Genomic DNA, 21,050 nt, shown 5'->3' with positions numbered 1-21,050 from the left:
GGGCTGTCCGCTCGTTCCCGGCCGGCCGGCGGCGGGTGATCCGGGTGACCCGGGCGACGTCGTCGCGTGCTGATCGTAGGCTCCGCAGTGACCCGGATGCCGGCTTGAGGGGCAGGGCAGGCACGTGGACACCGAAGACCCGCGGGCGATTCCCGGTGGTGACGATCTGCCGGGGCTGCAGCAGTGGCTGGCCGAGCACCAGCCGTACGTCATCGCCGACGAACTCGCCAGGATCGACGCCGTCGACGCCGTGGTCGCGTTCCGGCTGCTCGACAAGGAGCGCGCGTTGGCGGTGTTCGAGGAACTCGAGCCGGTCGACCAGCAGCGGATCCTGCTGGGTCTGCGTGATCACGTGTTCCGTGACCTGGTCGAGGAGATGGATCCGGACGACCGGGCGCGCATGCTCGGGGAGGCCCCGGCGAAGGTCGCCAAGCGCGTTCTGGCGGGCCTGAGCGCCAACGAGCGGCGGATGACCGCCGCGCTGCTCGGCTATCCGGAAGGATCCGTCGGCCGGGTCATGACGCCCGAGACCGTGAACGTCTCGCCAGACATGAGCGCCGAGGTGGCGCTGGGGGTGGTGCGCAGCAAGGGCGCGGACGCGGAGACCGTGTACACGCTCCCGGTGCTCGATGCCGGCCGGCGGCTGACCGGGGTGGTGAAGCTCCGGGAGCTGCTGCTGAGTCCGTCCGGGCACCGGGTGGCCGAGCTGATCGATCCGGACGTCCCGCACGCTCACGTCACCGACGACGCCGAGGCGGCGGCCCGGCTGATGCGGGAGACGAACATTCTCGGCCTGCCGGTCGTGGACAGCGAGGACCGGCTGGTGGGGCTGCTCACGATCGACGACGCGGTGGAGCTGATCGAGGCCGCCGACACCGAGGACGCCGCCCGCCAGGCCGGTGCCGCGCCGTGGGCGGGGCACTACATGTCGACCGGCGTGTGGCAGCTGGCGCGCTCGCGCGCGGTCTGGCTGCTCCTGCTGATCGTCGCGGCGACGCTGACGGTGAACGTGCTGCAGGTCTTCGAGGCGACACTGGCCGAGGTGACCGCGCTGGCGCTGTTCGTGCCGCTGCTCGTCGGCACCGGCGGCAACGCCGGCGCGCAGGCTGCCACCGCCGCCGTGCGGGCGATGGCGGTCGGTGAGGTGCGCGGCTCGGATCTGGTGCGGGTGGTGTGGCGCGAGGGGCGTGTCGGGCTGCTGCTGGGCGTCATGCTCGCCACGGTCGGGATGGTGGTCGCGGCGCTGCTGGTCGACGGCCGGATCGCGCTGGTGGTCGCGATCTCGCTGGTCGCGATCTGTACCTGGGCGACGACGGTGGGAGCGACCATGCCGCTGCTGGCGAAGCGGCTGCGCATCGACCCGGCGGTGGTGTCGGCGCCGATGGTCACCACGCTCGTCGACGCCACCGGGCTGATCATCTACTTCGTCACGGCGCAACTCGTCCTGGGTCTGTGACGCGGTCACGGTGCGTCGGGCCGGTCGACCGCGACGAGCCGGTCGCCGTCGTGGTGCACCACCGCGAACGACCCGGTGCCCAGCGCGGGCGGTCGTTCGACACCGAGCGCGTCGAACAACAGGGGAAGCACCGGCCGATGCGAACAGATCAGCGCACCACCCTCGCGGCCCAGGGAGCGGGTGATCTTCGTCGCCGGGTGCGGGTCCGCGGGTGCGTCGAGGTTGTGCTCGGACAGCAGTGGTTCCAGCTCCATCGTGCTCCGCTGCCGCGCGAACGGGCGAACGCTGTCGACGCAGCGCACAGCGTCACTTGACACCACGCGCCGCAGTCCGAGCGTGGACAGCGGGGCCGCCAGAGCCTCCGCGTGTGCGCTCCCGTCGGCGGTGAGCGGCCGTTCGGCGTCGGGGCCGTCCCAGGACGAACGGCTGACGGCCTTGGCGTGGCGCAGCAGTACGGTCGCCGTCGTCCGCAGCGGGCCGGACATGGCGGCCTCGACCAGGTCGACGTCGTGGGGGTGGCTGAGCCGGTCCAGGGCCTCGGGGAGCGGCAGGAAGACGACGTCGTCGACCTCGGCGTCCGGCTCCCGCGGCCGCGGGTCGGGGTCGGCCTCCGCGAGCCAGTAGCGCACCAGCTTCGGCCTGCCGGCGACGTCGTACTCCTGCGACGGCAACGGCCGGCCGAGGACGACGTCGTGGCCGGTCTCCTCGGCCACTTCGCGCACGGCCGTCACGAACAGGTGCTCGTCACGGTCGGCCTTGCCCTTGGGCAACGACCAGTCGTCGTACTTCGGCCGGTGGATCAGGCAGACCCGGGGTCGATCGAGCGGTCCGGCCCAGACCACCGCGCCGGCCGCCAGGACCGGTCCGTCCGTGCCCGTCACGACGCGAGCCACCGGCGCCATTTCGGCTTGCGGGCATCGGGCCACACGGCCGCGAAACGTCGCCTGGCCTCGTCGACGTGGTCGCGCTCGTTCGAGGCGAGCACGCCGAGGGCGAACGCGACGTCCGGAGACGCCCCGGCGGTGCTCGCCAGTTCGCGCGCGGTGGCGGCGGCCTGGGCGGCGTCCTGATGCTCGCCGAGCACGTCGGTGAGCTTCTCGAGCCGCTTGGCGAAGGCCTTGGCGTCACCGCCCAGGGTGGGCGCCACGGCCTCGGCGGCGTACCGGGTGCGTTTCGCCTCGAGCCGGGCCTCGTGCCACTGATCGTCCGGCAGGTCCTGGTGGAGCTGTGCGCACGACGCGGCGAGGCGCTCCCAGGACTTCGCGACCAGTGGCGGCAGGCTCGACCGTGCGGACTCGTCGGCCGGTGCCGTCGTCGGCGCCTCGTGCGCCGCGGCGACGAGGCGCTCGTGCAGGTCGAGGTACCGGGTCGAGTTCAGCAGCGCCAGCGCGCGGGCGTTCGCGGCGCCGATCCGCGCACCCAGCGACTCGGCCAGCAGCGCGCGCACGTCGTCGGCCGGCAGATCGGCCGGGAGGCCGGCACTGTGCCGCTCGAGGCGGTCCAGCAGCACCGTGTTCTCGCGCAACTCACCGAGGCTGCGGGCGAACCATGCCAGCTCGGTGCGCAGCTGTTTCGCCCAGGTCTTGTCGACCAGCGGCCGGAAGGTCCGTAACCCGCTGCGCAACCGGCGGGCGGCGACGCGGAGCTGATGGACCGTCTCCGGGTCGCCCGGGTCGAGCCGGTAGGCGATGTCGGCCGCCCGCAGCGCCCGGACGTGCCGGCGCAGGTACGCGGTCAGGGTGGCGGCTGCAGGGTCCTTCGGCCGCGGCGTGCCGGGCGGCGGCACCTCCGGCTCGGCGGCAGCGCCGGGCCCCAGGGCACGGACCACCTTCGCGACGAACTCGCCACCGACGGCCCCGGCGGTGGTCAGGGCTCCGGTGACGCTGTCGACCGGGATGCCGTGCTCGCGCTGCTCGAGCTCCAGCTCGCGGAACCGCGCGGACACGTCGCCGTCGGCGTCGAGCACGTGAACGGTGTCGTCGACGAGCTCCGCACCCGGCCCGTCCGCGCTCGTGAGCAGCCACCGGTCACGGGTGGTCCGCAGCGTGGAGACCAGCCGCACGGGCGCGTCCCGCACGATGACCCGGACGACGTCGGTGAGCTGGGCAGGCGGCGTGCCGGTGCCGTCGAGCGGCAGCCGGATCTCGTCGCGGACCCCCGGTCCGGACGACGCCACCGGCAGTTTGAGCTGCCACCCGTTGTCGCCGTCGCTGTCGCCAGTACCGTCGCCGGTGTCGTCGCCGGTCCGGCGGCGGCAGGTGATGCCCTCGCGGGCCAGCCGCAGGTCGTCGGTGTCGTAGTACGCCGACGTCAGCTCGACGCCCCCGAGCTCGTCGACGGACGCGACACCGTCGATGGCGGACAGGTCGGGCATCTCGAACAGGCCGTGCACCCGGAACTTCTGCTCGACCTCGCGGGCCGAAGAGGTCCGGGGCTGAGTGGGTTCGTCCGTCGGGCTCACGTACCTGACCTCCGGCGTTGCTTGCGTTCGATCAGCGCGTGTTGCAGGTCGAGCAGCGGCTCGTCGTCGGGCCCGCGGTACTGGCGCACCCAGTCGCCGTCGGGCAGCAGGTGCCAGGACGCCGTCCCGGGGTCGAACGCGAGGTCGAACAGCCCGTTCAGCTCCTGGAGGTGCTCCGGACGGCACAGCCGCACCAGCGCCTCGACACGGCGGTCGAGGTTGCGGTGCATCAGGTCGGCCGAGCCGATCCAGTGCTCGGCGTCGCCGCCGTTCTCGAACGCGAAGATGCGTGAGTGCTCGAGGAACCGCCCCAGGATGCTGCGCACCCGGACGTTCTCGGACAGCCCTTCGACGCCGGGGCGCATCCCGCAGATGCCGCGGACCCAGATGTCGACGGGCACACCGGCCATGGACGCCTCGTACAGCGAGTCGATGATCGACTCGTCGACCAGGCTGTTCAGCTTGAACCTGATGCGGGCGGGCCGCCCGGCGCGGTGATGCTCGATCTCACGCTCGATGCGCTCGACGATTCCGCTGCGCAACGAGTGCGGGGCCACCAGCAGCCGCTGGTACTCCGACTCGATCGAGTATCCGGACAGGGTGTTGAACAGGTGGTTCGCGTCCTCGGCGACCTCCGGATCGGCCGTGAGCAGCCCCAGGTCCTCGTAGCCGCGCGCGGTTTTCGGGTGGTAGTTGCCGGTGCCGATGTGGCTGTAGCGGCGGATGGTGCCGCCGGCCTCGTCCCGGACCACCAGGCACAGCTTGCAGTGCGTCTTCAGCCCCACCAGCCCGTACACGACGTGCACGCCGGACTGCTCGAGCTTGCGGGCCCAGGTGATGTTGGCCTGCTCGTCGAATCGTGCCTTGATCTCGACGAGCGCGAGCACCTGCTTGCCGGCCTCGGCGGCGTCGATCAGCGCGTCCACGATCGGCGAGTCGCCGCTGGTGCGGTACAGCGTCTGCTTGATCGCCAGCACCCGTGGATCGGCGGCGGCCTGCTCGATGAACCGCTGCACGCTCGTGGAGAACGAGTCGTACGGGTGGTGGACCAGTACGTCGCCCTTGGAGATCGCGGCGAACATGTCCGCCGGCGCAGCCGACTCGACGTCCGGCAGGTCGCGGTGCGTGGCCGGCAGGAACGGCCGGTACTTGAGCTCGGCACGGTCGAGGTCGGCGATGTCGTCGAGCCCGGTCAGATCCAGCGGGCCGGGCAGCATGAACGTCTCGCCGTCGCTGACCCCCAGCTCGCGCTGGAGCAGGTCGAGCACGTACGGGTCGACCGTCTCCTCCACCTCGAGGCGCACCGCCGGGCCGAACCGCCTGCGCATCAGTTCGCGCTCCATGGCGGTCAGCAGGTTCTCGGCGTCGTCCTCCTCGACCTCGACGTCCTCGTTGCGGGTCACCCGGAAGGTGTGGTTCTGCAGCACCTCCATGCCCGGGAACAGCTGGTCGAGATGGGCGGCGATGACGTCCTCGAGCGGGACGAAGCGCTGATCGGCCACGGGCAGGAACCGGGCGAAGTTCGGCGGCACCTTGACCCGGGCGAAGTGCTCGGTGTCGTTGCGCGGGTTGCGCAGCGACACCGCGAGATTGAGGGACAGGCCGGAGATGTACGGGAACGGGTGCGCGGGGTCGACGGCCAGCGGCGTCAGCACCGGGAAGATGCGCTCGGTGAACAGCCGTCGCAGCGACGTCTGCTCGGCCTCGTCGAGGTCGTCCCAGCGGTCGACGTCGATGCCCTCCTTGTCCAGGGCGGGCAGCACGTCCGAGCGGAAGCACCGCGTCTGCCTGGCCATCAGCTCACGGGTGCGGTCGAGAGTGCGTTCGAGCTTCTCGCGCGGCATGAGGCCGCCGGCCGCGGGAATCGCGACGCCGGCGGCGATGCGCCGCTTCAACCCCGCGACCCGGACCATGTAGAACTCGTCCAGGTTGCTGGAGCAGATGGCCAGGAACCGTGCCCGCTCGAGCAACGGCAGGTCCGGATCCTCGGCGAGCTCGAGCACCCGGGTGTTGAACGCCAGCCAGGACAGCTCCCGATCGAGGTAGCGGTCCTCGGTCGTGTCCGTCTCAGCCATACGTCAATGCTGGCACGCTCGGGTGAACGGCCGGTAGCTCCTGATCGGCGTGAATCATGGCGATTCCGGGCGCCGGTAGGCGACGTCGACGGCGTAGCGCCGGAAGCCCATCCGTTCGTAGAGGTGCACCGCGGCGGTGTTGTCGCCCTCGACGTACAGCTGCACCGTGCCGACGCCGGCGACGTCGGAGAGATGGCGCAGCCCGGCCGCCGTCAGCGCCGCGCCGAGCCCGCGCCCGTGCGCCGACGGAGCGACACCGAGGACGTAGATCTCGCCGATCGGGCCCCCGGGCGAGTCGTGAGGCGGGTTCGGGTCCTGCGGGTGCACCTTCGTCCAGTGGAAGCCGAGCAACCGGTCGTCGGCGTCCACGGCGAGCAGGAACCCGGCCGGATCGAAGTCCGGCTCCGACTCGGCGGCCTCGATGTCCGCGCGGGTCTGCCCGCTCTGCTCGGGGTGCCAGCTGAAGGCCGCGTTGTTCACCTCCAGCCACGCGTCCTCGTCCTGCCCGATCACGAACGGGCGGATACGCACGCCGTCCGGCGGGACGACGGCGCCCGGCGGCGGAGTGCCCGGTCCGACGTCGCTGCGCATCTGCAGCAGCTCGCGAGCGCGTTCGAGCTCGTGCCGCGCCGCCAGTGCCCGGGCGCCGGGATGGTCGCCGTGCGCCCAGAGCCACAGCTCGCCCGGTGTGCGCTCGAGCAACTCCCGGACCAGCGCGCCGCCGCGGCCCTGCCGGCGGTGGCCGGGATCGACCACGAGCTCGGCGGCGAGACGGTCACCCTGCTCGGCGCTGAACGCGGCACCGAGCAGCGCCGCGTCCGAGCCGGTCGACGACAGCGCCAGAGTGCTGTGACCGCCGGCGACGGCACGCCACACGCCGTCGGAGAACGGCGCGGCGCCGTCCACGGCACGGGCGCGTTCGGCCAGCGTGCGGACCTCTTCGAGTGTTTCCCGGCCGAGTGCGGCGGCGTCGATGATGCCCATGCCGCGAGCGTATGCGCGCCGGCGTCACTCGCTCGCGGAAGCCGGCTCCGTGTCGGCCGGCGCGGACCGGCCGGTGGACGGCGGGTCCTCGTCCGGCGGTGTCACCTCGGTGGACTGCGCACGCGACGAGCGCGACTGCGGCGGGACGAAGCGGTAACCGACGTTGCGGACTGTGCCGATGAGCGCCTCGTGGTCGGCGCCGAGCTTGGCGCGCAGCCGGCGGACGTGGACGTCGACCGTGCGGGTGCCGCCGAAGTAGTCGTAGCCCCACACCTCCTGCAGCAGCTGGGCGCGGGTGAACACCCGTCCGGGGTGCTGGGCGAGGAACTTCAGCAGCTCGAACTCCTTGTAGGTGAGGTCGAGCGTGCGCCGCGCCACCTTCGCGGTGTACGTGGCCTCGTCGATGACCAGGTCGCCGGAACGGATCTCGTCCGGGGCCTCGTCGCCGGACGAGGCGAGCCGGCCCTGGGCGAGGCGCAGCCGGGCCTCGACCTCGGCCGGGCCCGCGGAGTCGAGCAGGACGTCGTCGACGCCCCATTCCGCGTTGATCGCCGCCAGCCCGCCCTCGGTGACCACGGTCATCAGCGGAACGTCGACGCCGGTGGTGCGGATCAGCCTGGTCAGCCCGCGTGCCTGGGTCAGGTCACGACGGGCGTCGACGACGACGACGTCGCCGGTGGGCGCGTCGACCAGCGCGGACGCTTCGGCCGGCAGGACGCGGACGTCGTGCAACAGGAAGCCCAGGGCGGGCAGCACCTCGGTCGATGGCTGCAGGGAGTTGGTCAGCAGGACGATGGATGCCATGGAGACCTCCTGTTGGTGGTCGTCCTCGTCGAAAACGCAAGAGGGACCTGGAGGCGTCGTCGCCCAGGTCCCTCGTGGGGAAGAATAGCGGATATGAGGAACTGGCTCGCGAGCGAGGCCCGTCGCGCGCAACGCGCCACGCGCTCCGGGCAGGGCCGCCGGCTGCTCGCGGCCGACGGCACACTGCTGCACGCGTGGCATTTCCCGCCCCATGACGGCGGCCGCGACGACCTCGCCATCGTCGTCGTGCACGGGTTCACCCAGAGCTCGCGGAGTCCGCAGATGCAGCGCATCGGGTGGTGGCTCAGCGGCCACGCCGGTGTCGTCCTGCTCGACCTGCGCGGTCACGGACGCTCGGGCGGGCACTCCACGCTCGGCTGGCGCGAGGTCCACGACGTCGACGCGGCGGTCGACTGGGCGCACTCGCTCGGGTACGCGCGGGTGGCGACCGTGGGGTTCTCGCTCGGCTCGGCGGTCGTGGTGCGCCACGCCGCGCTGCACCGGGCGACGCGGGCCGTGGTGGCGGTGAGCGTGCCCGGCGAATGGCACTACCGCGGCACGGCGGCGATGCGGACGCTGCACCGGCTGATCCTGACGCGGCTGGGCCGCGGGCTGCTGCGGCTGACGCGGCGTACCCGAGTGTCACCGGCGGGCTGGGCCGAGCCGCAACCGATCGACCCGCGCGCCGCCGCGGCCGAGCTGGACGTGCCGCTGCTGGTCGTGCACGGCGACCGGGACGACTATTTCCCGTTGCACCACGCCTGGCACGTGCATTCGGCCGCTACGGACGCCACGCTCTGGCTCGAGCGCGGGTTCGGGCACGCCGAGGCGGGCGCTACCGAGGATCTGATGGTGCGCATCGGCGCCTGGGTCTCGGAGCAGGTTCGCGCCGACGGCTCCGGCGCGGAGGGCTCCGGTGCGGATGGTTCCGGCGCCGACACGACCAGCCGGGCGTGAGGCCGGCATGGCGCGGGTGACGATGCGGTACTGGGCTGCGATGCGTGCCGCGGCCGGGGTGAACGAGCAGCTCGTCGACGCGGACACGCTGGACACGGCGCTGCGGGCGGTCCGTGCCGGCCACGAGGACGATTCCCGGTTCGCCCGTGTGCTGGGCATCTGCGCCGTGGTCGTCGACGGCACGCCGGCGGGAGCGCGTCCGTACCGCGACATCGTGCTGCACGAAGGATCCGTCGTCGAATTGTTGCCTCCGTTCGCCGGCGGCTGAATCGGAGGACGCGCCGGGGCAGTCGTTGTGGAGTTGTTGCCTTTTCGGCGCAGGGAGGCCATCGGGGTCTGCCAGCATTTCTGACGTGCCCTCCGTTCACGCTTCGTTGGCTGTCGCCGCCCTGGCGGGTGTGTTGGCACTCGCATCGGCTTCCGGCAGCCCGGCGCTCGCGGGCGGAGTGGCGCTGGTGGTGCTGCTCATCGCACTGGGCGCGGTGCGAACGGCCGGCTTCCCGGCGGCCCGCTGGGCCGGTGGGCTGGCGCTCGTCTCCGGACTGAGCGCGCTGGTCTGGACGTTCGCCGAAGAGACCTCGGAACTGACGCCGATGGGTGCGGTGCTCGCGCCCACCGTCACACTCGCCATCGCGGTGCAACTGTGGCGCCGGCATTCGCGCGCCGGCGTCGTACGGTCGCTGACCGTCAGCGTGACGTCGTGCGTGCTGGCCGTGTTGCCGGTCAGCTGGCTGGCGTTGCGCGAGGCCGTCGACGGTGTGCACTCCGTGGGCCTGGCCCTGGTGGGCGTCGCGGGCGTCGCGCTCCTCGAGACGTTGCCGATCTCGCGTGCTGTGCGGCGCGTGGGCGGCGTCCTCGTGGCGGCCGTGGCGGGTGGGACGCTCGTCATGACGGTCGAGCAGGTCAGTGACGCCGTGCCGGCGGTCAGCGCCGTCGTCGTGACCGCCTTCGCCGGGCTGCTGGCCGCCATCTCGTTCGCCGTGGTCGACCGCCTGGCCGACGAGGCCACGGGGGTGCGCGCCCCGGCCGTGCCGCCGGACGACGTGTCGGAACGGGTGCCGCACGGAGCGGGCCACGCGACCGGTCGGCAGGGCGCGTCCAGGGAGCCCGGACCGCCTGCGGCCGCTGCCGAGCAGCCGATCTCCGAAGCGTCCCGGGACAGCGACGATGACGCCGCGGGTCCCGGCACTGCCGGCGACGGTGTGCCGCCGCGGGGTCATTCGGTGGCCGCGCTGCTGCCGTTGCGGGTGACGCTGCCGTTCGCCGCTGCCGGGCCGGCGGCGTACGTGCTCGGACGGATCTTCGTCGGCTGATCGGCGCGCCGCACGGCGGCGCGTGACGCACCCGGAACACGGCCACGCCGTCGTGGTGTTGTGCTGTGCGTGACCGGTCTGCTCGTGGTCGTCCTCGTGCTCGTCGCCGCCACCGTGTTCGGTGTGTGGTGGCGACGCCGTGACGGCCGGGTGCGAAACCTCGACGGCGGAAGTGAGGACGACGTGGACGTGCTGTCCCCGGACGACATCGGCCACGAGTTCGGGTCCCGCGCGACACTCGTGCAGTTCTCCACCGCCTTCTGCCAGCCGTGCCGGGCCACCAGGGCGACGCTCGCGCACGTGGCGTCCAGCACCGACGGCGTGGTGCACGTCGAGATCGACGCGGAGGCCAACCTCGACCTGGTCCGCCGGCTCTCGGTGCTGCGGACACCGACGACGCTGGTGCTCGACGACGGCGGACGGGTGGTCGTACGGGCCAGCGGTGCTCCGGCGTTGCGTGACGTCCGGGCGGCGCTGCCGGATTGATCGGGCCGGCAGTAGCCACAACTTGAGACGACCCGTCTTGGAATATGGACGTTGCGGTGACGGGCCGTACGCTGCGCCGTAGGCTCGCACTATGTTCCGCACAGAGCTCTGGAAGCGACGCGCCATCGACTTCGGTCGTGCCGCGTCCATGCTCTGTCGACTGTCCTGACGGGGAACGCCCGCACCTGTCGCCACTGTGCCGGCCGGCGTTCCCGACGTAGACCACGTCCGTCACCGTCCACCCCGGACCAGTCAGGTCAGGAGAGTCATGCGAGCCACGCCAGCCGTCCGGCGCGAGATCGACCCCCGTGGGCCCCGCTTCGCGGCCGCGCTGACGACCGTCGTGCTCGCGGCCGTCCTGATCACCCAGAACGCGTGGCTGCTCGCCGCGCAGACGGCCGTGTTCGCCGTGGGTGCGCTCGCCGGACCGGCGGCCGCACCGTACGGGCGCCTGTTCGCCCGGGCGGTCCGCCCCCGGCTCGCACCGCCCAGTCAGTTGGAGGACGCGGCGCCACCGAGGTTCGCCCAGGCGGTGGGGCTGGTGTTCAGCCTCACCGGGCTGGCCGGACTGCTCGGCGGCGTCGTCGTCCTCGGCTACGTCGCGGTCGGGGCCGCGCTGGCCGCGGCGTTCCTGAACGCCGCGTTCGGCCTCTGCCTCGGCTGCGAGACCTATCTCGCCTACCGGCGTTCGTTCCTGTCCCGTTCCGCACACCACACCACGGAGGTCGCTCCATGAGCCGTGAGTCCACCCTCGTCTCGGCCGATTGGGTCGAGCAGCATCTCGACGATCCGAAGGTGGTGCTCGTCGAGGTCGACGAGGACGCCACCGCGTACGACAAGAACCACATCCGCGGCGCGGTCAAGGTCAACTGGACCACCGACCTGCGTGACCCGGTGCGCCGCGACTTCGTGACCAAAGAGCAGTTCGAGCAGCTGCTCGGCCGGCTGGGCATCTCGACCGACGACACGGTCGTGCTCTACGGCGGCAACAACAACTGGTTCGCCGCCTACGCCTACTGGTACTTCAAGGTCTACGGGCACGAGGACGTGCGCCTGCTCGACGGCGGCCGCAAGATCTGGGAGCTCGAGAGCCGCGAGCTCGTCGACGCGGTTCCGCAGCGCAGCGCCACGACCTACACCGCGAAGGAGCCCGACGACTCCATCCGCGCGTTCCGCGACGAGGTCGTCGGCGCCATCGGGCAGCAGAACCTCGTCGACGTCCGCTCGCCCGACGAGTTCGCCGGCCGGCTGCTCGCGCCCGCACACCTGCCGCAGGAGGTCTCGCAGGTCGCCGGGCACATCCCGACCGCGGCCAACGTGCCGTGGAGCAAGGCGGCCAACGACGACGGCACGTTCCGCTCCGACGACGAGCTGCGCGCCCTGTACAGCGAGGCCGGTGTCGACTTCGACAAGGACACCATCGCCTACTGCCGGATCGGTGAGCGCTCGTCGCACACCTGGTTCGTGCTGCGCGAGATCCTCGGCGTGCCGAACGTGAAGAACTACGACGGTTCGTGGACGGAGTACGGCTCGCTGGTCGGCGTGCCGGTCGCGACCGGCGACGAGCCCGGGACGGTCTGAGCGATGTGCGGAGCGACCACCGGAGGCGTCTCGCTGGACGGCGTCGACGTCTCCAACCAGACCGTGATCCAGGGCGTCGTCCAGCGTGACGACGCACCGCTGGCCGGCGCATACGTGCGGCTGCTCGACGCGACCGGCGAGTTCACCGCGGAGGTGCCGACCAGCGCCACCGGGCAGTTCCGGTTCTTCGCGGCTCCGGGCACCTGGACGGTGCGGACGCTCGCACCGGGCGCCGACACCGTCGACCGCCCCGTCGTCGCGAACACCGGCGTCACCGAGGTCGACGTCCACCTCTGACGTTGGGAATGATCACGTTCCGCATGCGCTGGCCATCACCAGGCTTGTGCATGCGTCACCAGGCATGCAGGCCTGGTGACGCATGGGATTCCATGCGGAACGTGATCATTTTCGCAGTGGCGTCAGTAGACGAGCGCGCGGGCGTCGTCGGCCAGGATCTCTTCGACGAAGGTCGGCGCTCCGGCGATGCGCACGCCGGTGAGCACGTCGTCCGGGCCGATGTCGCGGCGCGCGGCGCACTGCGTGCAGAGCGTGACGGTGCCGCCGGCGATCAGCGCGTCGAGCAGGTCGGGCAGTGGCGCCGCATGCGGCAGCTCGAACTGCGCCGCGCGGCCGGGCAGCGCGAACCACGCCGACTCGCCGGTGAGCCACAGCGAGACCGTGGCGCCCGCCGCGAGCGCGGAGGAGGCGACCGTGAACGCCTGCGAACAGCGCTCCGGCGCATCGGTGCCGGCAGTGACCTTGACCACGAGGACACGCTCCATGGCCGCCAGCCTACGGCGCGGCTCGGCACCCCGTTAGACTCGCCCCGTGCTCGAATTCGTGTTCACCAGCATTCTCGTCCTGGTCAGCGTCGCTGCCGGGCTCATGGCCATGCTCGTGCTGCTGAAGCTGTACAAGGGTCAGGCCTGAGCGCGCCGTGATCGAGATCCCGGACGACCTGCACGAGGCGTGCCTGCCGCTGGTCTGGCTGCTCGGCCGCTGGGAAGGCGTGGGGCTGGGCGACTACCCCACCATCGAGGCGTTCCGTTTCGGCCAGGAGGTCGAGTTCACCTACCTGCCGGGCAAGCCGTTCCTGTCGTACACCAGCAAGAGCTGGATCCTGGACGACGACGGCAACTTCGTCCGTCCGGCGGCACGCGAGACCGGCTACTGGCGCCCGCAGGAGGGCAACGAGGTCGAGGTGCTGCTCACGCACCCGACCGGGTTCGTCGAGATCTATCTCGGGCAGGTGGAGACGGCCAAGATCGAGATGGCCACCCGGGGCGTGCTGAAGACCGAGGGTGCCAAGGACTACCGCACCGGACACCGGCTCTACGGCCTGGTCGAGGGCAAGCTGATGTACGTCTACGAGATGTCCGCCATGGGCCACGAGCTGCTGCCGCACCTGTCGGCGGAGTTGCACCGGGTGACCGGTTCGTCGCAGGCGCGCGAATGACGACCCGGCGCCGGGATGCGCACGGGCCGTCGTGGTGTTTCATCACGACATGAGCGCCGATCAGACTTACCGCAGCCCCTGGCTCGACCTCCCCGGCGCGGTGGCGGCCACCGAGCCCGACGTGGGCGTCGCGTCGCACTACGGTGATCCGCTCCGTGAGCAGCGCCGGCTCGCCGCCGGTCAGGGCGCCGTCGACCTGTCGCATCGTGGCGTGGTGCGGGTGTCCGGCCCGGACCGGCTCCACTGGCTGCACCAGTTGCTCACCCAGCACGTCGAGCATCTCGAGCCGTATCGGGCGACGTCGGCGCTGATCCTGGACGCACACGGGCGCGTCGAGCACGCGTTGTACGGCGTCGACGACGGCGCCGCGGTGTGGTTCCACGTCGAGCCCGGCACCACCCAGGCGCTGGTCGACTACCTGCGCTCGATGACGTTCTGGTCGCGGGTCGAGATCGACGACCTCAGCGCCGACTACGCGGTCGTGTGGGAGCCTCGCTCAGAATCTGACGAGCCGGTCACGCCGGACGCTTCGCCGGTCCGGGTGACCGACCGTGGCCGTGAGCGGTTCGTGCCGCAGGCTGAACTGCGCGACTTCCTCGGCGATCCGTCCGAGGCGGCCGGCACCTGGGCCTACGAGGCGCTGCGCGTCGAGGCGCACGAGCCCCGTCTCGGCCGCGAGACCGACGAGCGCACCATCCCGCACGAGGTCGGCTGGATCGGCACAGCCGTGCACCTGGACAAGGGCTGCTACCGCGGCCAGGAGACGGTGGCCCGGGTGCACACGATGGGCCGGCCGCCGCGCCGGCTGGTCATGTTGCACCTCGACGGCTCCGACGAGCACCTGCCCTCCCGCGGCGACGACGTCCAGCACGGCGAGCGGGTCGTGGGCTACGTCGGCACCGCGGTGCACCACCACGAGCTCGGGCCGATCGCGCTGGCCGTCGTCAAGCGCAACGTGCCGGTCGACGCCGACCTGGTGGCGGGGGGCGTCGCGGCTGCCCAGGACGTGGTTGTCGACCCCGAGGCCGGTCTGCACGTCCGTCCGCAGCTGCGCTAGCGACCGCCGGCCGCCGCGGAGTCGCGCCAGCTGTACCGCGGCGCGTAGCCCAGTTCGCGCCGCGCCTTGTCGATGGCGAGCAGTGTCTCGTGCTCGCCGACCTCGCGCCGGCGTGGCACGTCCGGGTACAGCTCGCCGAGCAGCGAATCGTTGGACGCGGTCATGACCGTGTCGGCGTTGGCGATGACGAAGACGTCCGCGCCGGTCCGGTCGGCCTCGAGCGCCAGCCGGAACGCCTGGGCCGCGTCGCGGGCGTCGATGTAGCCCCAGAGGTTCCACTTCCGCACGGACGGGTCGTCCTGGAAGCCGGGGAAGACCTGGTAGTCGTCGGGCACCATGACGTTCGACAGGCGCAGGCCGATGATCTTCGTCCGCGGGGTCCAGCGGCAGAACTGTTCGGCCATGGTCTCGCCGAGCAGCTTGGACAGGGAGTACGAGCTCTCGGGACGCCCGGGGTAGTCCTCGTCGACGGGAACGTACGGGGGAGGGACGTCGAACGGCAGCCCCAGGACGGTCTCGCTGGAGGCCCAGACGATGTTCCTGATGCCGAGCTGCCGTGCCGCCTCGAAGGCGTTGTAGGTGCTGGTGATGTTCGTGTGGAACGTGACGTGGTTGGTCGCCAGCCCGGGGGCCGGGATCGCCGCCAGGTGCACGATGCCGGTGACGTCCGACACGGCGTCGTCGATGCCCGCGAACGCGGCGATCGTGTCGCCGAAATCGGTCAGGTCGACGCGGCTGTGCGGCACCTCGGGATCGGCCGGCGGGACCAGGTCGACGGAGGTGACGTCGTACCCGTGCGCGGTGAGTTCGTCGATGCAGGCACGCCCGGCCGTGCCGCTGCCGCCGGTGACGATGATCATGGCTGCTCCTTCACGGTGCGGCTACGCGTCGAGTATCAGGGTCACCGGTCCGTCGTTGACCAGTGACACCTGCATGTCCGCGCCGAAGGCGCCGGTCGCGACGGTGGCGCCGAGCTCGCGCAGCGCGGCCACGAACGCCTCGACCAGCGGTTCGGACACTGGGCCCGGCGCGGCAGCGCCCCAGGACGGCCGGCGCCCCTTGGCGGTGTCGGCGTAGAGCGTGAACTGGCTGACGACGAGCACGGGTGCGCCGACGTCGGCGGCGGACTGCTCGTCGTTCAGGATGCGCAAGCCCCACACCTTGCGGGCCAGCTTCGCCGCCGTGCCAGGGTCGTCGTCGTGGGCCACGCCGAGCAGAACGAGCAGCCCCTGACCACCCGCACCGGGGTCGATCTCACCGATGACCTCGCCGTCCACCCGGACGGATGCCGACGCGACCCGCTGTACCACTGCGCGCATGCCGTCAGATCCTGCCACCTCGCCGAGGTGCCCGGCGATGGTGGTGCGTTTACCAGCACCATGGTCCCGGTAAACGCACCACCATCGGCCGCATGACAGGATCGTCCGCGACCGAGGAGGGTGACATGGACACGGACGACGCCGTCGTGGTGGCCGAGGTGGACAGGTCCGGGCTGGTGGAGTCGCGCCACCACGGCTCGGTGGCGGGCATCGGCGCCGACGGCACGCTGGCGCTGCGCGTCGGAGCGGTGGCGCGACCGATGTATCCGCGGTCGGCCAACAAGCCTGCGCAGGCGGTGGCGATGGTGCGTGCCGGGCTGCCCCTGGACGGCGAACTGCTGGCGCTGGCGGCGGCGAGCCATTCCGGGGAGGACTTCCACCGAGACGGCGTCCGCGCGATCCTCGCCGAGGCGGGCCTGGACGAATCCGCGCTGCGCAACACGCCCCGCCGGCCCATCGACCCGGATGCGGCCGATGCCGACGTCCGCGCGGGCCGGGGTAGCTCGGCGCTGGCGGCCGACTGCTCGGGTAAGCACGCGGCGATGCTGCTGACCTGTGTGGTGAACGGTTGGCCGACCGACGACTACCGCGACCCGGCCCACCCGTTGCAGCGGCTCGTCCGGGAAACGGTGGGTGAGCTGGCCGGCGAACCGGTGGCGCACACCGGAGTGGACGGGTGCGGAGCCCCGGTGTTCGCGATGACCCTCGACGGGCTGGCGCGGACGTTCGGGGCGATCGCGTCGGCGGAACCCGGCAGCGCCGAGTGCCGCGTGGCCGAGGCCGTCCGTGCGCACCCGGAGTTCGTGAGCGGCACGACCCGGGACGAGGTGCCGCTGATCCGCGGCGTCACCGGTCTGGTCGTCAAGTCCGGTGCGGAGGGGGTCCTGGCGGCCGGGCTGGCCGACGGCCGCGCCGTCGCCGTCAAGATCGACGACGGCGGGGCGCGGGCACGCACGGTGGTGCTGGCGGCCGCGCTGGAACGGCTCGGCGTGGACGTGTCGGCCCTGGACGGTCTGCGGAGCGTGCCCGTACCGGGCGGTGGTGAGCCCGTCGGCGCGGTGCGTGCGTCGGCCGCGTGGTCGTGACGGAGGTCGCGCACTCAGCGGGCGTGGATGCGTGCGGCGGCGGCGCGGACCAGCATGACGCCGGCAAGCACGGCCGCGCCGGTCGCCACGGTGCGCCACGGCAGCGCGACCGCGAGCAGCACACACGAGACCAGGCCCAGCGCGGCCAGCACCCGGGGGTGGCTGCGTTCGCGCGCGGCCAGGCGCCACGCGGCGGCGTTCGCGACCGCGAAATACACCAGCACGCCGAACGCGCTGGCTGTGAGCGTCTCCGCGAGGTCACCGAGCAGCACCGCCAAAATCGTCAGCCCGGACGCCGCCAGCTCGGCCCGGTGCGGAATCCGCCTGCGTGGATGGACCGCGGCCAGCGCGCGCGGCAGGTCGCCCTCGGCGGCCATCGCGAACGACGTCCGGCCGATCCCGGCCAGCAGGGACAGCGCAGCGCCGAGTGCGGCGACGACGGCCGCGGCGACGACGAACGGCGCCAGCCGGTCGACTCCGGCGACGTCGACGACGGCATGCAGCGGCCGCTGCGCCGCCGCGGCGCCGGACGGGCCCAGGGTGAGCAGCACCGCGAGCCCGACAGCCGCGTAGAGCACGAGGACGAGCAGCAGCGAGACGGTCACCGCGCGCGGTATCGACCGCGGGTCGCGCACCTCCTCGCCGAGTGTGGTGATCCGGGCGTAGCCGGCGAACGCGTAGAACATCACCGCTGCCGAGCCGAGAACCGCCCACGGACCGACCCCGTCCGCAGCCGCCGTGAGGTCGACGCCGTCCGGTCGGTTCAGCGGCGCCGCGACGGCGACAGTCACCAGAACCGCGACCACGAACGCCACCAGAACCTTCGACACCGTCGCCGTCGTGCGCACACCGGCCAGGTCGACCGCCGTGACCGCGACGACGGCGGCGAGCGCGACGGGCACGTCGTGCGCGGGCCAGAGGTAGCCGCCCACCGCCAGCGCCGCGGTGGCGCACGACGCGGTCTTGCCGAGGACGAACGCGTACCCGGCGACGGCGCCCCAGTGCCGGCCGAGACGCTCGCGGCCGTAGTGGTAGGCGCCACCCGAGCGCGGGTGTACGGCCGCGAGCTGCGCCGTGGACGTGGCGTTGCAGTACGCCACGAACGCGGCGATCGCCAGCCCGGCGAGCAGCCACGGCCCGGCCAGGTCCGCTGCCGGGCGCCAGGCGACGAACACGCCGGTCCCGATCATGGCCGCGAGCCCGACGGCGACGGCGTCGGTGGTGCCCAGCCGTCGCGACAGCCGGGAGTCCGATGTGTTCAACGTAGGCCGTCCTCATCGAGTCGACGGGCTGGTCACCAGTGCACCAGAGATAGCACCCGTCGCGTGGCCGGTGGTGCTCGCTGGGTGAACGGCCGGTGACGGCGGGACGTACGCTGGGGGCCGTGCGTGCGCTTCGCCGCTCTGGCTGGCGTGTCGGGCTGCTGGCGGTGGTGGTCGTCATCGCCGTGCTCGGCATGGCCCCGACCAGAGGGACCATCCTCGAGTTGCGCGCCGGCGGCGTCACCACCGGGCCGTCGGGCGCGGTGAAGACCGTGCCACCGACGGCCCCGGACCGGTTCGTCGACGGCACCAGCGTGCTGGACTCGGCGGACCGCTCGGACCCGTCGGTGGCGGAGCGCATCCGCTCCGACCGCTCCTGGCTGCGCTCCGGGTCCGTCCCGGGCGCGGGCGAGTTCCGCGGGATGGCCGAACGTGCGCTGCTCGACCTCCGGGTGCTCACCTCCGACACGGGTGCCCTGATGGCGGCGCCGGTGACGGCGTGGCGGCACGTCTGGCCGCGGGACGCGTCGTTCGCGATCGCCGCGTACTCGGTCACGGGTCATCACGCTGAGGCCGCCGACGTGTTCGGCTTCCTGTCCCGGGTGGCTCCCGCCGACGGGCGCTGGGAGGCGCGCTACCGCACCGACGGGTCCGGCCCACCGGACGACCGGCCGCAGCAGCTGGACGGTTCCGGCTGGGTGCTGTGGGCGCTGTGGACGTTCGTGCACACCGCTCCGGACGACGAGCTGGTGGACGACGTCGTGTCGGCGATGCGCCCGGCCGCTGTCGCGTCGGCGGACGCGATCGTCGAGTCGCTCGGCGACGACGGGCTGCCGGAGGCGTCGTCGGACTACTGGGAGAAGTCCGAGGAGAAGGTCACCCTCGGAATCGCGGCCCCGCTGTCGGTGGGGTTGCGTGCGGCGGTGGACCTCGCCGGCGTGCTGGACGTCGACCCGGCGCGGTGGCGGTCGGCGTCCGACAGGCTCGACGAGGCCGTCGACGAGACGTTCGGCGCGCATGGTTACCCGCGGACACTGCCCGACGGTGGTGACGACGCCGCGGTGACGTTCCTGGCGCCGCCGTTCGCGCCGGTCTCCGATCCGGTGAGTGCGGCCGTGGAGGACGCCGAGCGGTCGCTGCGGGTGCCGAACGGCGGGCACCGTCCCGGCGAGGTCTGGACCAAGGACGTCGGCGTCGCGTGGACGCCCGAGACGGCGATGTTCGCGCTGGCGCTCGCCGGGCAGGGTGACCGCGAGGGCGCCGAACGGCTGCTGACCTTCCTCGACGAACACCGCACCCCGCAGGGCTCGCTTCCGGAGAAGGTCGACGCGAGGGCCGACCCCGCGTCCGTGGCCCCGCTGGCCTGGACGTCGTCGCTCGTGCTGCTGACGCTGACGGCGCTGGACGGTGAGCTGCCGGTCGTTCCTGGGCCGGACTGACCGGTGGGTGCTTGCTAGTGCTTGCAATAGTTAGCTAAGCTGTCGGCCGTGACCAAGGTCGACGTCGGCGAGTTTCTGCGCGAGCAGCGGCGGGGGGCGAAGCTGTCGTTGCGCCAGCTCGCCGAGCTGACCGGGGTCAGCAACCCGTACCTCAGCCAGATCGAGCGCGGGCTGCGCAAGCCGTCGGCCGACGTCCTGCAGCAGATCGCCAAGGCGCTGCGGATCTCGTCCGAAGCCCTGTACGTCCGGGCCGGACTGCTCGACGAGCCGGGCCCGGGCCGTGACGTCGCGGACGCCGTCCTCGCCGACCCCGCCCTCGACGAGCAGCAGAAGCGGGCACTGCTGGACGTCTACGCATCGTTCGTCGCCGCCAACCGCGGCGACGGTGCCCAGGAAAGGTGACCACCATGACCGACCTGCCCACCATCGACCGGACACCGTTCTACGCCGCCGCCGGCGCGGCCGACGCTGCCGTGACCTCGCTGCGTGAGCTGCCCGCCCGGCTGGGCGAGGCCGTCAACGACCCGCAGCTGCGCGTTCAGCTGCGGCAACGGCTCAGCGCGCTGCCCGCCGACGTCCAGGCGTTCCGGCACGGATTCCCCGACACGGTGTTGCAGGTCCAGAGCCGCGCCGCCGACCTGCCGCAGCGCGTGCGCGAGCGCGCCGGGACGGCGACCGGGCAGGCCGTGCGGGCCTACCGCGGCTTCGCCGACCGGGGCGAGGGCGTCGTCGGGCGGCTGCGCGGCGAGGCCGCCCCGGTGGTCGGCGAGGCGGTGTCCACGGTGCGCGGCCGGGTCGCCGACGCGGCGGAGGGAGTCGCCGCCGTCACCGAGAAGGCCGCCGACGACCTCGCGGCGAAGCGCTGAGCGGTACCCGCTGACGATCAACGCCGAGCGGGTCGTCACGTACAGTGGTGTGGGTGAACATGTTCGGCGACTTCCAATCCTGGCTGCTGATCCTGTTGGGCGTGGCCGCGTTGGCGCTGAAGGGGTACGCGTTCATCGACGCGATCCGGGTGCCGACGCAGGCCTTTCCCGCTGCCGGCAAGCTGACCAAGCCCATCTGGATGGGCATCCTCGGTGTCGCCGTGCTCGTCGAGATCGCCGTGTTCCCGGCGCCGTTGTTCCTCGTGAACCTGCTCGGTGTGGTGGGCGCGGCCGTCTACCTGGTCGACGTCAGGCCCGCGGTGCGCGCGGTGGGCGGCGGGAGCCGTGGGTCCAGCACACGAGACGGCCCCTACGGCCCCTGGTGAGCACGAGCGATTCGCCTCGGGCCGCGGCTGCGCGTCACGAGGCGAATCGGTGCGTCACCAGGG

The 21,050-nt window shown here is 72.3% G+C and carries 24 protein-coding genes; 15 read left to right on the top strand and 9 right to left on the bottom strand.

Annotated features, from left to right (window positions below; translation table 11 throughout):
- Positions 1-124 precede the first annotated feature (124 nt).
- Positions 125-1,456, top strand: a complete 1,332-nt coding sequence (gene mgtE / locus CLV30_RS22000; protein WP_106539389.1) for a magnesium transporter — start codon at positions 125-127, stop codon at positions 1,454-1,456.
- A 5-nt stretch (positions 1,457-1,461) separates the two neighbouring features.
- Here the strand turns inward: mgtE and CLV30_RS21995 are convergent, their stop codons facing one another.
- From CLV30_RS21995 to CLV30_RS21975, 5 genes are read right to left on the bottom strand one after another with little or no spacing between them, the layout of a single operon-like run.
- Positions 1,462-2,337 (bottom strand): NUDIX hydrolase, encoded by an 876-nt coding sequence (locus tag CLV30_RS21995; protein WP_165358563.1) that lies wholly within the window; start codon positions 2,335-2,337, stop codon positions 1,462-1,464.
- Positions 2,334-3,917 carry a CYTH and CHAD domain-containing protein gene (locus CLV30_RS21990; protein WP_106539387.1) on the bottom strand — a complete coding sequence of 528 codons (1,584 nt, stop codon included), beginning with the start codon at positions 3,915-3,917 and terminating at the stop codon, positions 2,334-2,336. Before CLV30_RS21990 ends, CLV30_RS21995 begins: the two co-directional genes overlap by 4 nt.
- On the bottom strand, positions 3,914-5,992 hold the full coding sequence (locus CLV30_RS21985) for an RNA degradosome polyphosphate kinase (RefSeq protein ID WP_106539386.1): 2,079 nt from the start codon (positions 5,990-5,992) through the stop codon (positions 3,914-3,916). The genes CLV30_RS21990 and CLV30_RS21985 overlap by 4 nt, the downstream gene beginning before the upstream one ends.
- A 54-nt stretch (positions 5,993-6,046) precedes the next feature.
- A complete protein-coding gene (mshD, locus tag CLV30_RS21980; RefSeq protein ID WP_106539385.1) occupies positions 6,047-6,976 on the bottom strand; it encodes a mycothiol synthase in 930 nt (309 codons plus the stop codon).
- A gap of 24 nt (positions 6,977-7,000) precedes the next feature.
- Positions 7,001-7,780 carry a winged helix-turn-helix transcriptional regulator gene (locus CLV30_RS21975; RefSeq protein WP_106539384.1) on the bottom strand — a complete coding sequence of 260 codons (780 nt, stop codon included), beginning with the start codon at positions 7,778-7,780 and terminating at the stop codon, positions 7,001-7,003.
- A 93-nt stretch (positions 7,781-7,873) separates the two neighbouring features.
- Here CLV30_RS21975 and CLV30_RS21970 point away from each other — a divergent pair, with 93 nt between their 5' ends.
- From CLV30_RS21970 to CLV30_RS21940, 7 genes are all read left to right on the top strand, one after another.
- Positions 7,874-8,737, top strand: coding sequence for an alpha/beta hydrolase (locus CLV30_RS21970; protein ID WP_106539383.1), 864 nt, complete (start codon positions 7,874-7,876; stop codon positions 8,735-8,737).
- 7 nt (positions 8,738-8,744) lie between these two features.
- On the top strand, positions 8,745-9,005 hold the full coding sequence (locus CLV30_RS21965) for a MoaD/ThiS family protein (RefSeq protein WP_106539382.1): 261 nt from the start codon (positions 8,745-8,747) through the stop codon (positions 9,003-9,005).
- An 85-nt stretch (positions 9,006-9,090) separates the two neighbouring features.
- On the top strand, positions 9,091-10,050 hold the full coding sequence (locus tag CLV30_RS21960; RefSeq protein WP_129710958.1) for a hypothetical protein: 960 nt from the start codon (positions 9,091-9,093) through the stop codon (positions 10,048-10,050).
- A 69-nt stretch (positions 10,051-10,119) separates the two neighbouring features.
- Positions 10,120-10,536, top strand: coding sequence for a thioredoxin family protein (locus CLV30_RS21955; RefSeq protein ID WP_106539412.1), 417 nt, complete (start codon positions 10,120-10,122; stop codon positions 10,534-10,536).
- A gap of 268 nt (positions 10,537-10,804) precedes the next feature.
- Positions 10,805-11,272, top strand: a complete 468-nt coding sequence (locus tag CLV30_RS21950) for a DUF4395 domain-containing protein (protein ID WP_106539380.1) — start codon at positions 10,805-10,807, stop codon at positions 11,270-11,272.
- Positions 11,269-12,117 (top strand): sulfurtransferase, encoded by an 849-nt coding sequence (locus CLV30_RS21945; RefSeq protein ID WP_106539379.1) that lies wholly within the window; start codon positions 11,269-11,271, stop codon positions 12,115-12,117. The genes CLV30_RS21950 and CLV30_RS21945 overlap by 4 nt, the downstream gene beginning before the upstream one ends.
- A gap of 3 nt (positions 12,118-12,120) precedes the next feature.
- Positions 12,121-12,414 carry a DUF1416 domain-containing protein gene (locus CLV30_RS21940; RefSeq protein ID WP_106539378.1) on the top strand — a complete coding sequence of 98 codons (294 nt, stop codon included), beginning with the start codon at positions 12,121-12,123 and terminating at the stop codon, positions 12,412-12,414.
- 122 nt (positions 12,415-12,536) lie between these two features.
- Here CLV30_RS21940 and CLV30_RS21935 read toward each other — a convergent pair whose 3' ends face one another.
- Positions 12,537-12,899 (bottom strand): DsrE family protein, encoded by a 363-nt coding sequence (locus CLV30_RS21935; RefSeq protein ID WP_106539377.1) that lies wholly within the window; start codon positions 12,897-12,899, stop codon positions 12,537-12,539.
- Between the two features lie 155 nt (positions 12,900-13,054).
- Here CLV30_RS21935 and CLV30_RS21930 point away from each other — a divergent pair, with 155 nt between their 5' ends.
- Both CLV30_RS21930 and ygfZ read left to right on the top strand, forming a co-directional pair.
- Positions 13,055-13,573, top strand: a complete 519-nt coding sequence (locus tag CLV30_RS21930) for a heme-binding beta-barrel domain-containing protein (RefSeq protein WP_106539376.1) — start codon at positions 13,055-13,057, stop codon at positions 13,571-13,573.
- A gap of 49 nt (positions 13,574-13,622) precedes the next feature.
- Entirely contained in the window at positions 13,623-14,630 is a 1,008-nt protein-coding gene (ygfZ, locus tag CLV30_RS21925; protein WP_106539411.1) for a CAF17-like 4Fe-4S cluster assembly/insertion protein YgfZ, read from the top strand.
- On the opposite strand, the gene CLV30_RS21920 is transcribed toward ygfZ, so the two are convergent.
- Together CLV30_RS21920 and dtd are read right to left on the bottom strand one after the other, a co-directional pair.
- On the bottom strand, positions 14,627-15,490 hold the full coding sequence (locus CLV30_RS21920; RefSeq protein WP_106539375.1) for an NAD-dependent epimerase/dehydratase family protein: 864 nt from the start codon (positions 15,488-15,490) through the stop codon (positions 14,627-14,629). The two genes, ygfZ and CLV30_RS21920, sit on opposite strands and share 4 nt — an antisense overlap.
- 21 nt (positions 15,491-15,511) lie before the next feature.
- The gene (dtd, locus tag CLV30_RS21915) at positions 15,512-15,949 is read right to left on the bottom strand and encodes a D-aminoacyl-tRNA deacylase (RefSeq protein ID WP_106539374.1); all 438 of its coding nucleotides are present in this window, start codon (positions 15,947-15,949) and stop codon (positions 15,512-15,514) included.
- A 92-nt stretch (positions 15,950-16,041) separates the two neighbouring features.
- Between dtd and CLV30_RS21910 the strand changes: the two genes are divergently transcribed.
- A complete protein-coding gene (locus CLV30_RS21910) occupies positions 16,042-17,034 on the top strand; it encodes an asparaginase (RefSeq protein ID WP_240723254.1) in 993 nt (330 codons plus the stop codon).
- 14 nt (positions 17,035-17,048) lie between these two features.
- Here the strand turns inward: CLV30_RS21910 and CLV30_RS21905 are convergent, their stop codons facing one another.
- Positions 17,049-18,296, bottom strand: coding sequence for an APC family permease (locus CLV30_RS21905; protein WP_106539373.1), 1,248 nt, complete (start codon positions 18,294-18,296; stop codon positions 17,049-17,051).
- 122 nt (positions 18,297-18,418) lie between these two features.
- Between CLV30_RS21905 and CLV30_RS21900 the strand changes: the two genes are divergently transcribed.
- Genes CLV30_RS21900 through CLV30_RS21885 form a run of 4 tightly spaced genes read left to right on the top strand, consistent with a single transcriptional unit; the run spans position 18,419 to position 20,987 of the window.
- Complete coding sequence (locus tag CLV30_RS21900; protein ID WP_106539372.1) at positions 18,419-19,735, top strand: glycoside hydrolase family 15 protein; 1,317 nt, start codon at positions 18,419-18,421, stop codon at positions 19,733-19,735.
- A gap of 48 nt (positions 19,736-19,783) precedes the next feature.
- Entirely contained in the window at positions 19,784-20,137 is a 354-nt protein-coding gene (locus CLV30_RS21895) for a helix-turn-helix domain-containing protein (protein WP_276319992.1), read from the top strand.
- A gap of 5 nt (positions 20,138-20,142) precedes the next feature.
- A complete protein-coding gene (locus CLV30_RS21890; RefSeq protein ID WP_129710959.1) occupies positions 20,143-20,601 on the top strand; it encodes a hypothetical protein in 459 nt (152 codons plus the stop codon).
- Between the two features lie 59 nt (positions 20,602-20,660).
- On the top strand, positions 20,661-20,987 hold the full coding sequence (locus CLV30_RS21885) for a DUF2516 family protein (RefSeq protein WP_240723264.1): 327 nt from the start codon (positions 20,661-20,663) through the stop codon (positions 20,985-20,987).
- Positions 20,988-21,050 lie beyond the last annotated feature (63 nt).

It is taken from the genome of Haloactinopolyspora alba, assembly GCF_003014555.1.
GTDB classification, from domain to species: Bacteria; Actinomycetota; Actinomycetes; order Jiangellales; family Jiangellaceae; genus Haloactinopolyspora; species Haloactinopolyspora alba.
This window is presented reverse-complemented; position numbering and strand designations above follow the sequence as displayed.

What these genes read in the sequence shown, in the direction of transcription:
- CLV30_RS21985 (WP_106539386.1), bottom strand. Translation starts at nt 5,992, where the DNA reads ATGGCTGAGACGGACACGACCGAGGACCGCTACCTCGATCGGGAGCTG.
- mshD (WP_106539385.1), bottom strand. Translation starts at nt 6,976, where the DNA reads ATGGGCATCATCGACGCCGCCGCACTCGGCCGGGAAACACTCGAAGAG.
- CLV30_RS21975 (WP_106539384.1), bottom strand. Translation starts at nt 7,780, where the DNA reads ATGGCATCCATCGTCCTGCTGACCAACTCCCTGCAGCCATCGACCGAG.
- CLV30_RS21970 (WP_106539383.1), top strand. Translation starts at nt 7,874, where the DNA reads ATGAGGAACTGGCTCGCGAGCGAGGCCCGTCGCGCGCAACGCGCCACG.
- CLV30_RS21965 (WP_106539382.1), top strand. Translation starts at nt 8,745, where the DNA reads ATGGCGCGGGTGACGATGCGGTACTGGGCTGCGATGCGTGCCGCGGCC.
- CLV30_RS21950 (WP_106539380.1), top strand. Translation starts at nt 10,805, where the DNA reads ATGCGAGCCACGCCAGCCGTCCGGCGCGAGATCGACCCCCGTGGGCCC.
- CLV30_RS21945 (WP_106539379.1), top strand. Translation starts at nt 11,269, where the DNA reads ATGAGCCGTGAGTCCACCCTCGTCTCGGCCGATTGGGTCGAGCAGCAT.
- CLV30_RS21940 (WP_106539378.1), top strand. Translation starts at nt 12,121, where the DNA reads ATGTGCGGAGCGACCACCGGAGGCGTCTCGCTGGACGGCGTCGACGTC.
- CLV30_RS21935 (WP_106539377.1), bottom strand. Translation starts at nt 12,899, where the DNA reads ATGGAGCGTGTCCTCGTGGTCAAGGTCACTGCCGGCACCGATGCGCCG.
- ygfZ (WP_106539411.1), top strand. Translation starts at nt 13,623, where the DNA reads ATGAGCGCCGATCAGACTTACCGCAGCCCCTGGCTCGACCTCCCCGGC.
- CLV30_RS21920 (WP_106539375.1), bottom strand. Translation starts at nt 15,490, where the DNA reads ATGATCATCGTCACCGGCGGCAGCGGCACGGCCGGGCGTGCCTGCATC.
- dtd (WP_106539374.1), bottom strand. Translation starts at nt 15,949, where the DNA reads ATGCGCGCAGTGGTACAGCGGGTCGCGTCGGCATCCGTCCGGGTGGAC.
- CLV30_RS21910 (WP_240723254.1), top strand. Translation starts at nt 16,042, where the DNA reads ATGACAGGATCGTCCGCGACCGAGGAGGGTGACATGGACACGGACGAC.
- CLV30_RS21890 (WP_129710959.1), top strand. Translation starts at nt 20,143, where the DNA reads ATGACCGACCTGCCCACCATCGACCGGACACCGTTCTACGCCGCCGCC.
- CLV30_RS21885 (WP_240723264.1), top strand. Translation starts at nt 20,661, where the DNA reads ATGTTCGGCGACTTCCAATCCTGGCTGCTGATCCTGTTGGGCGTGGCC.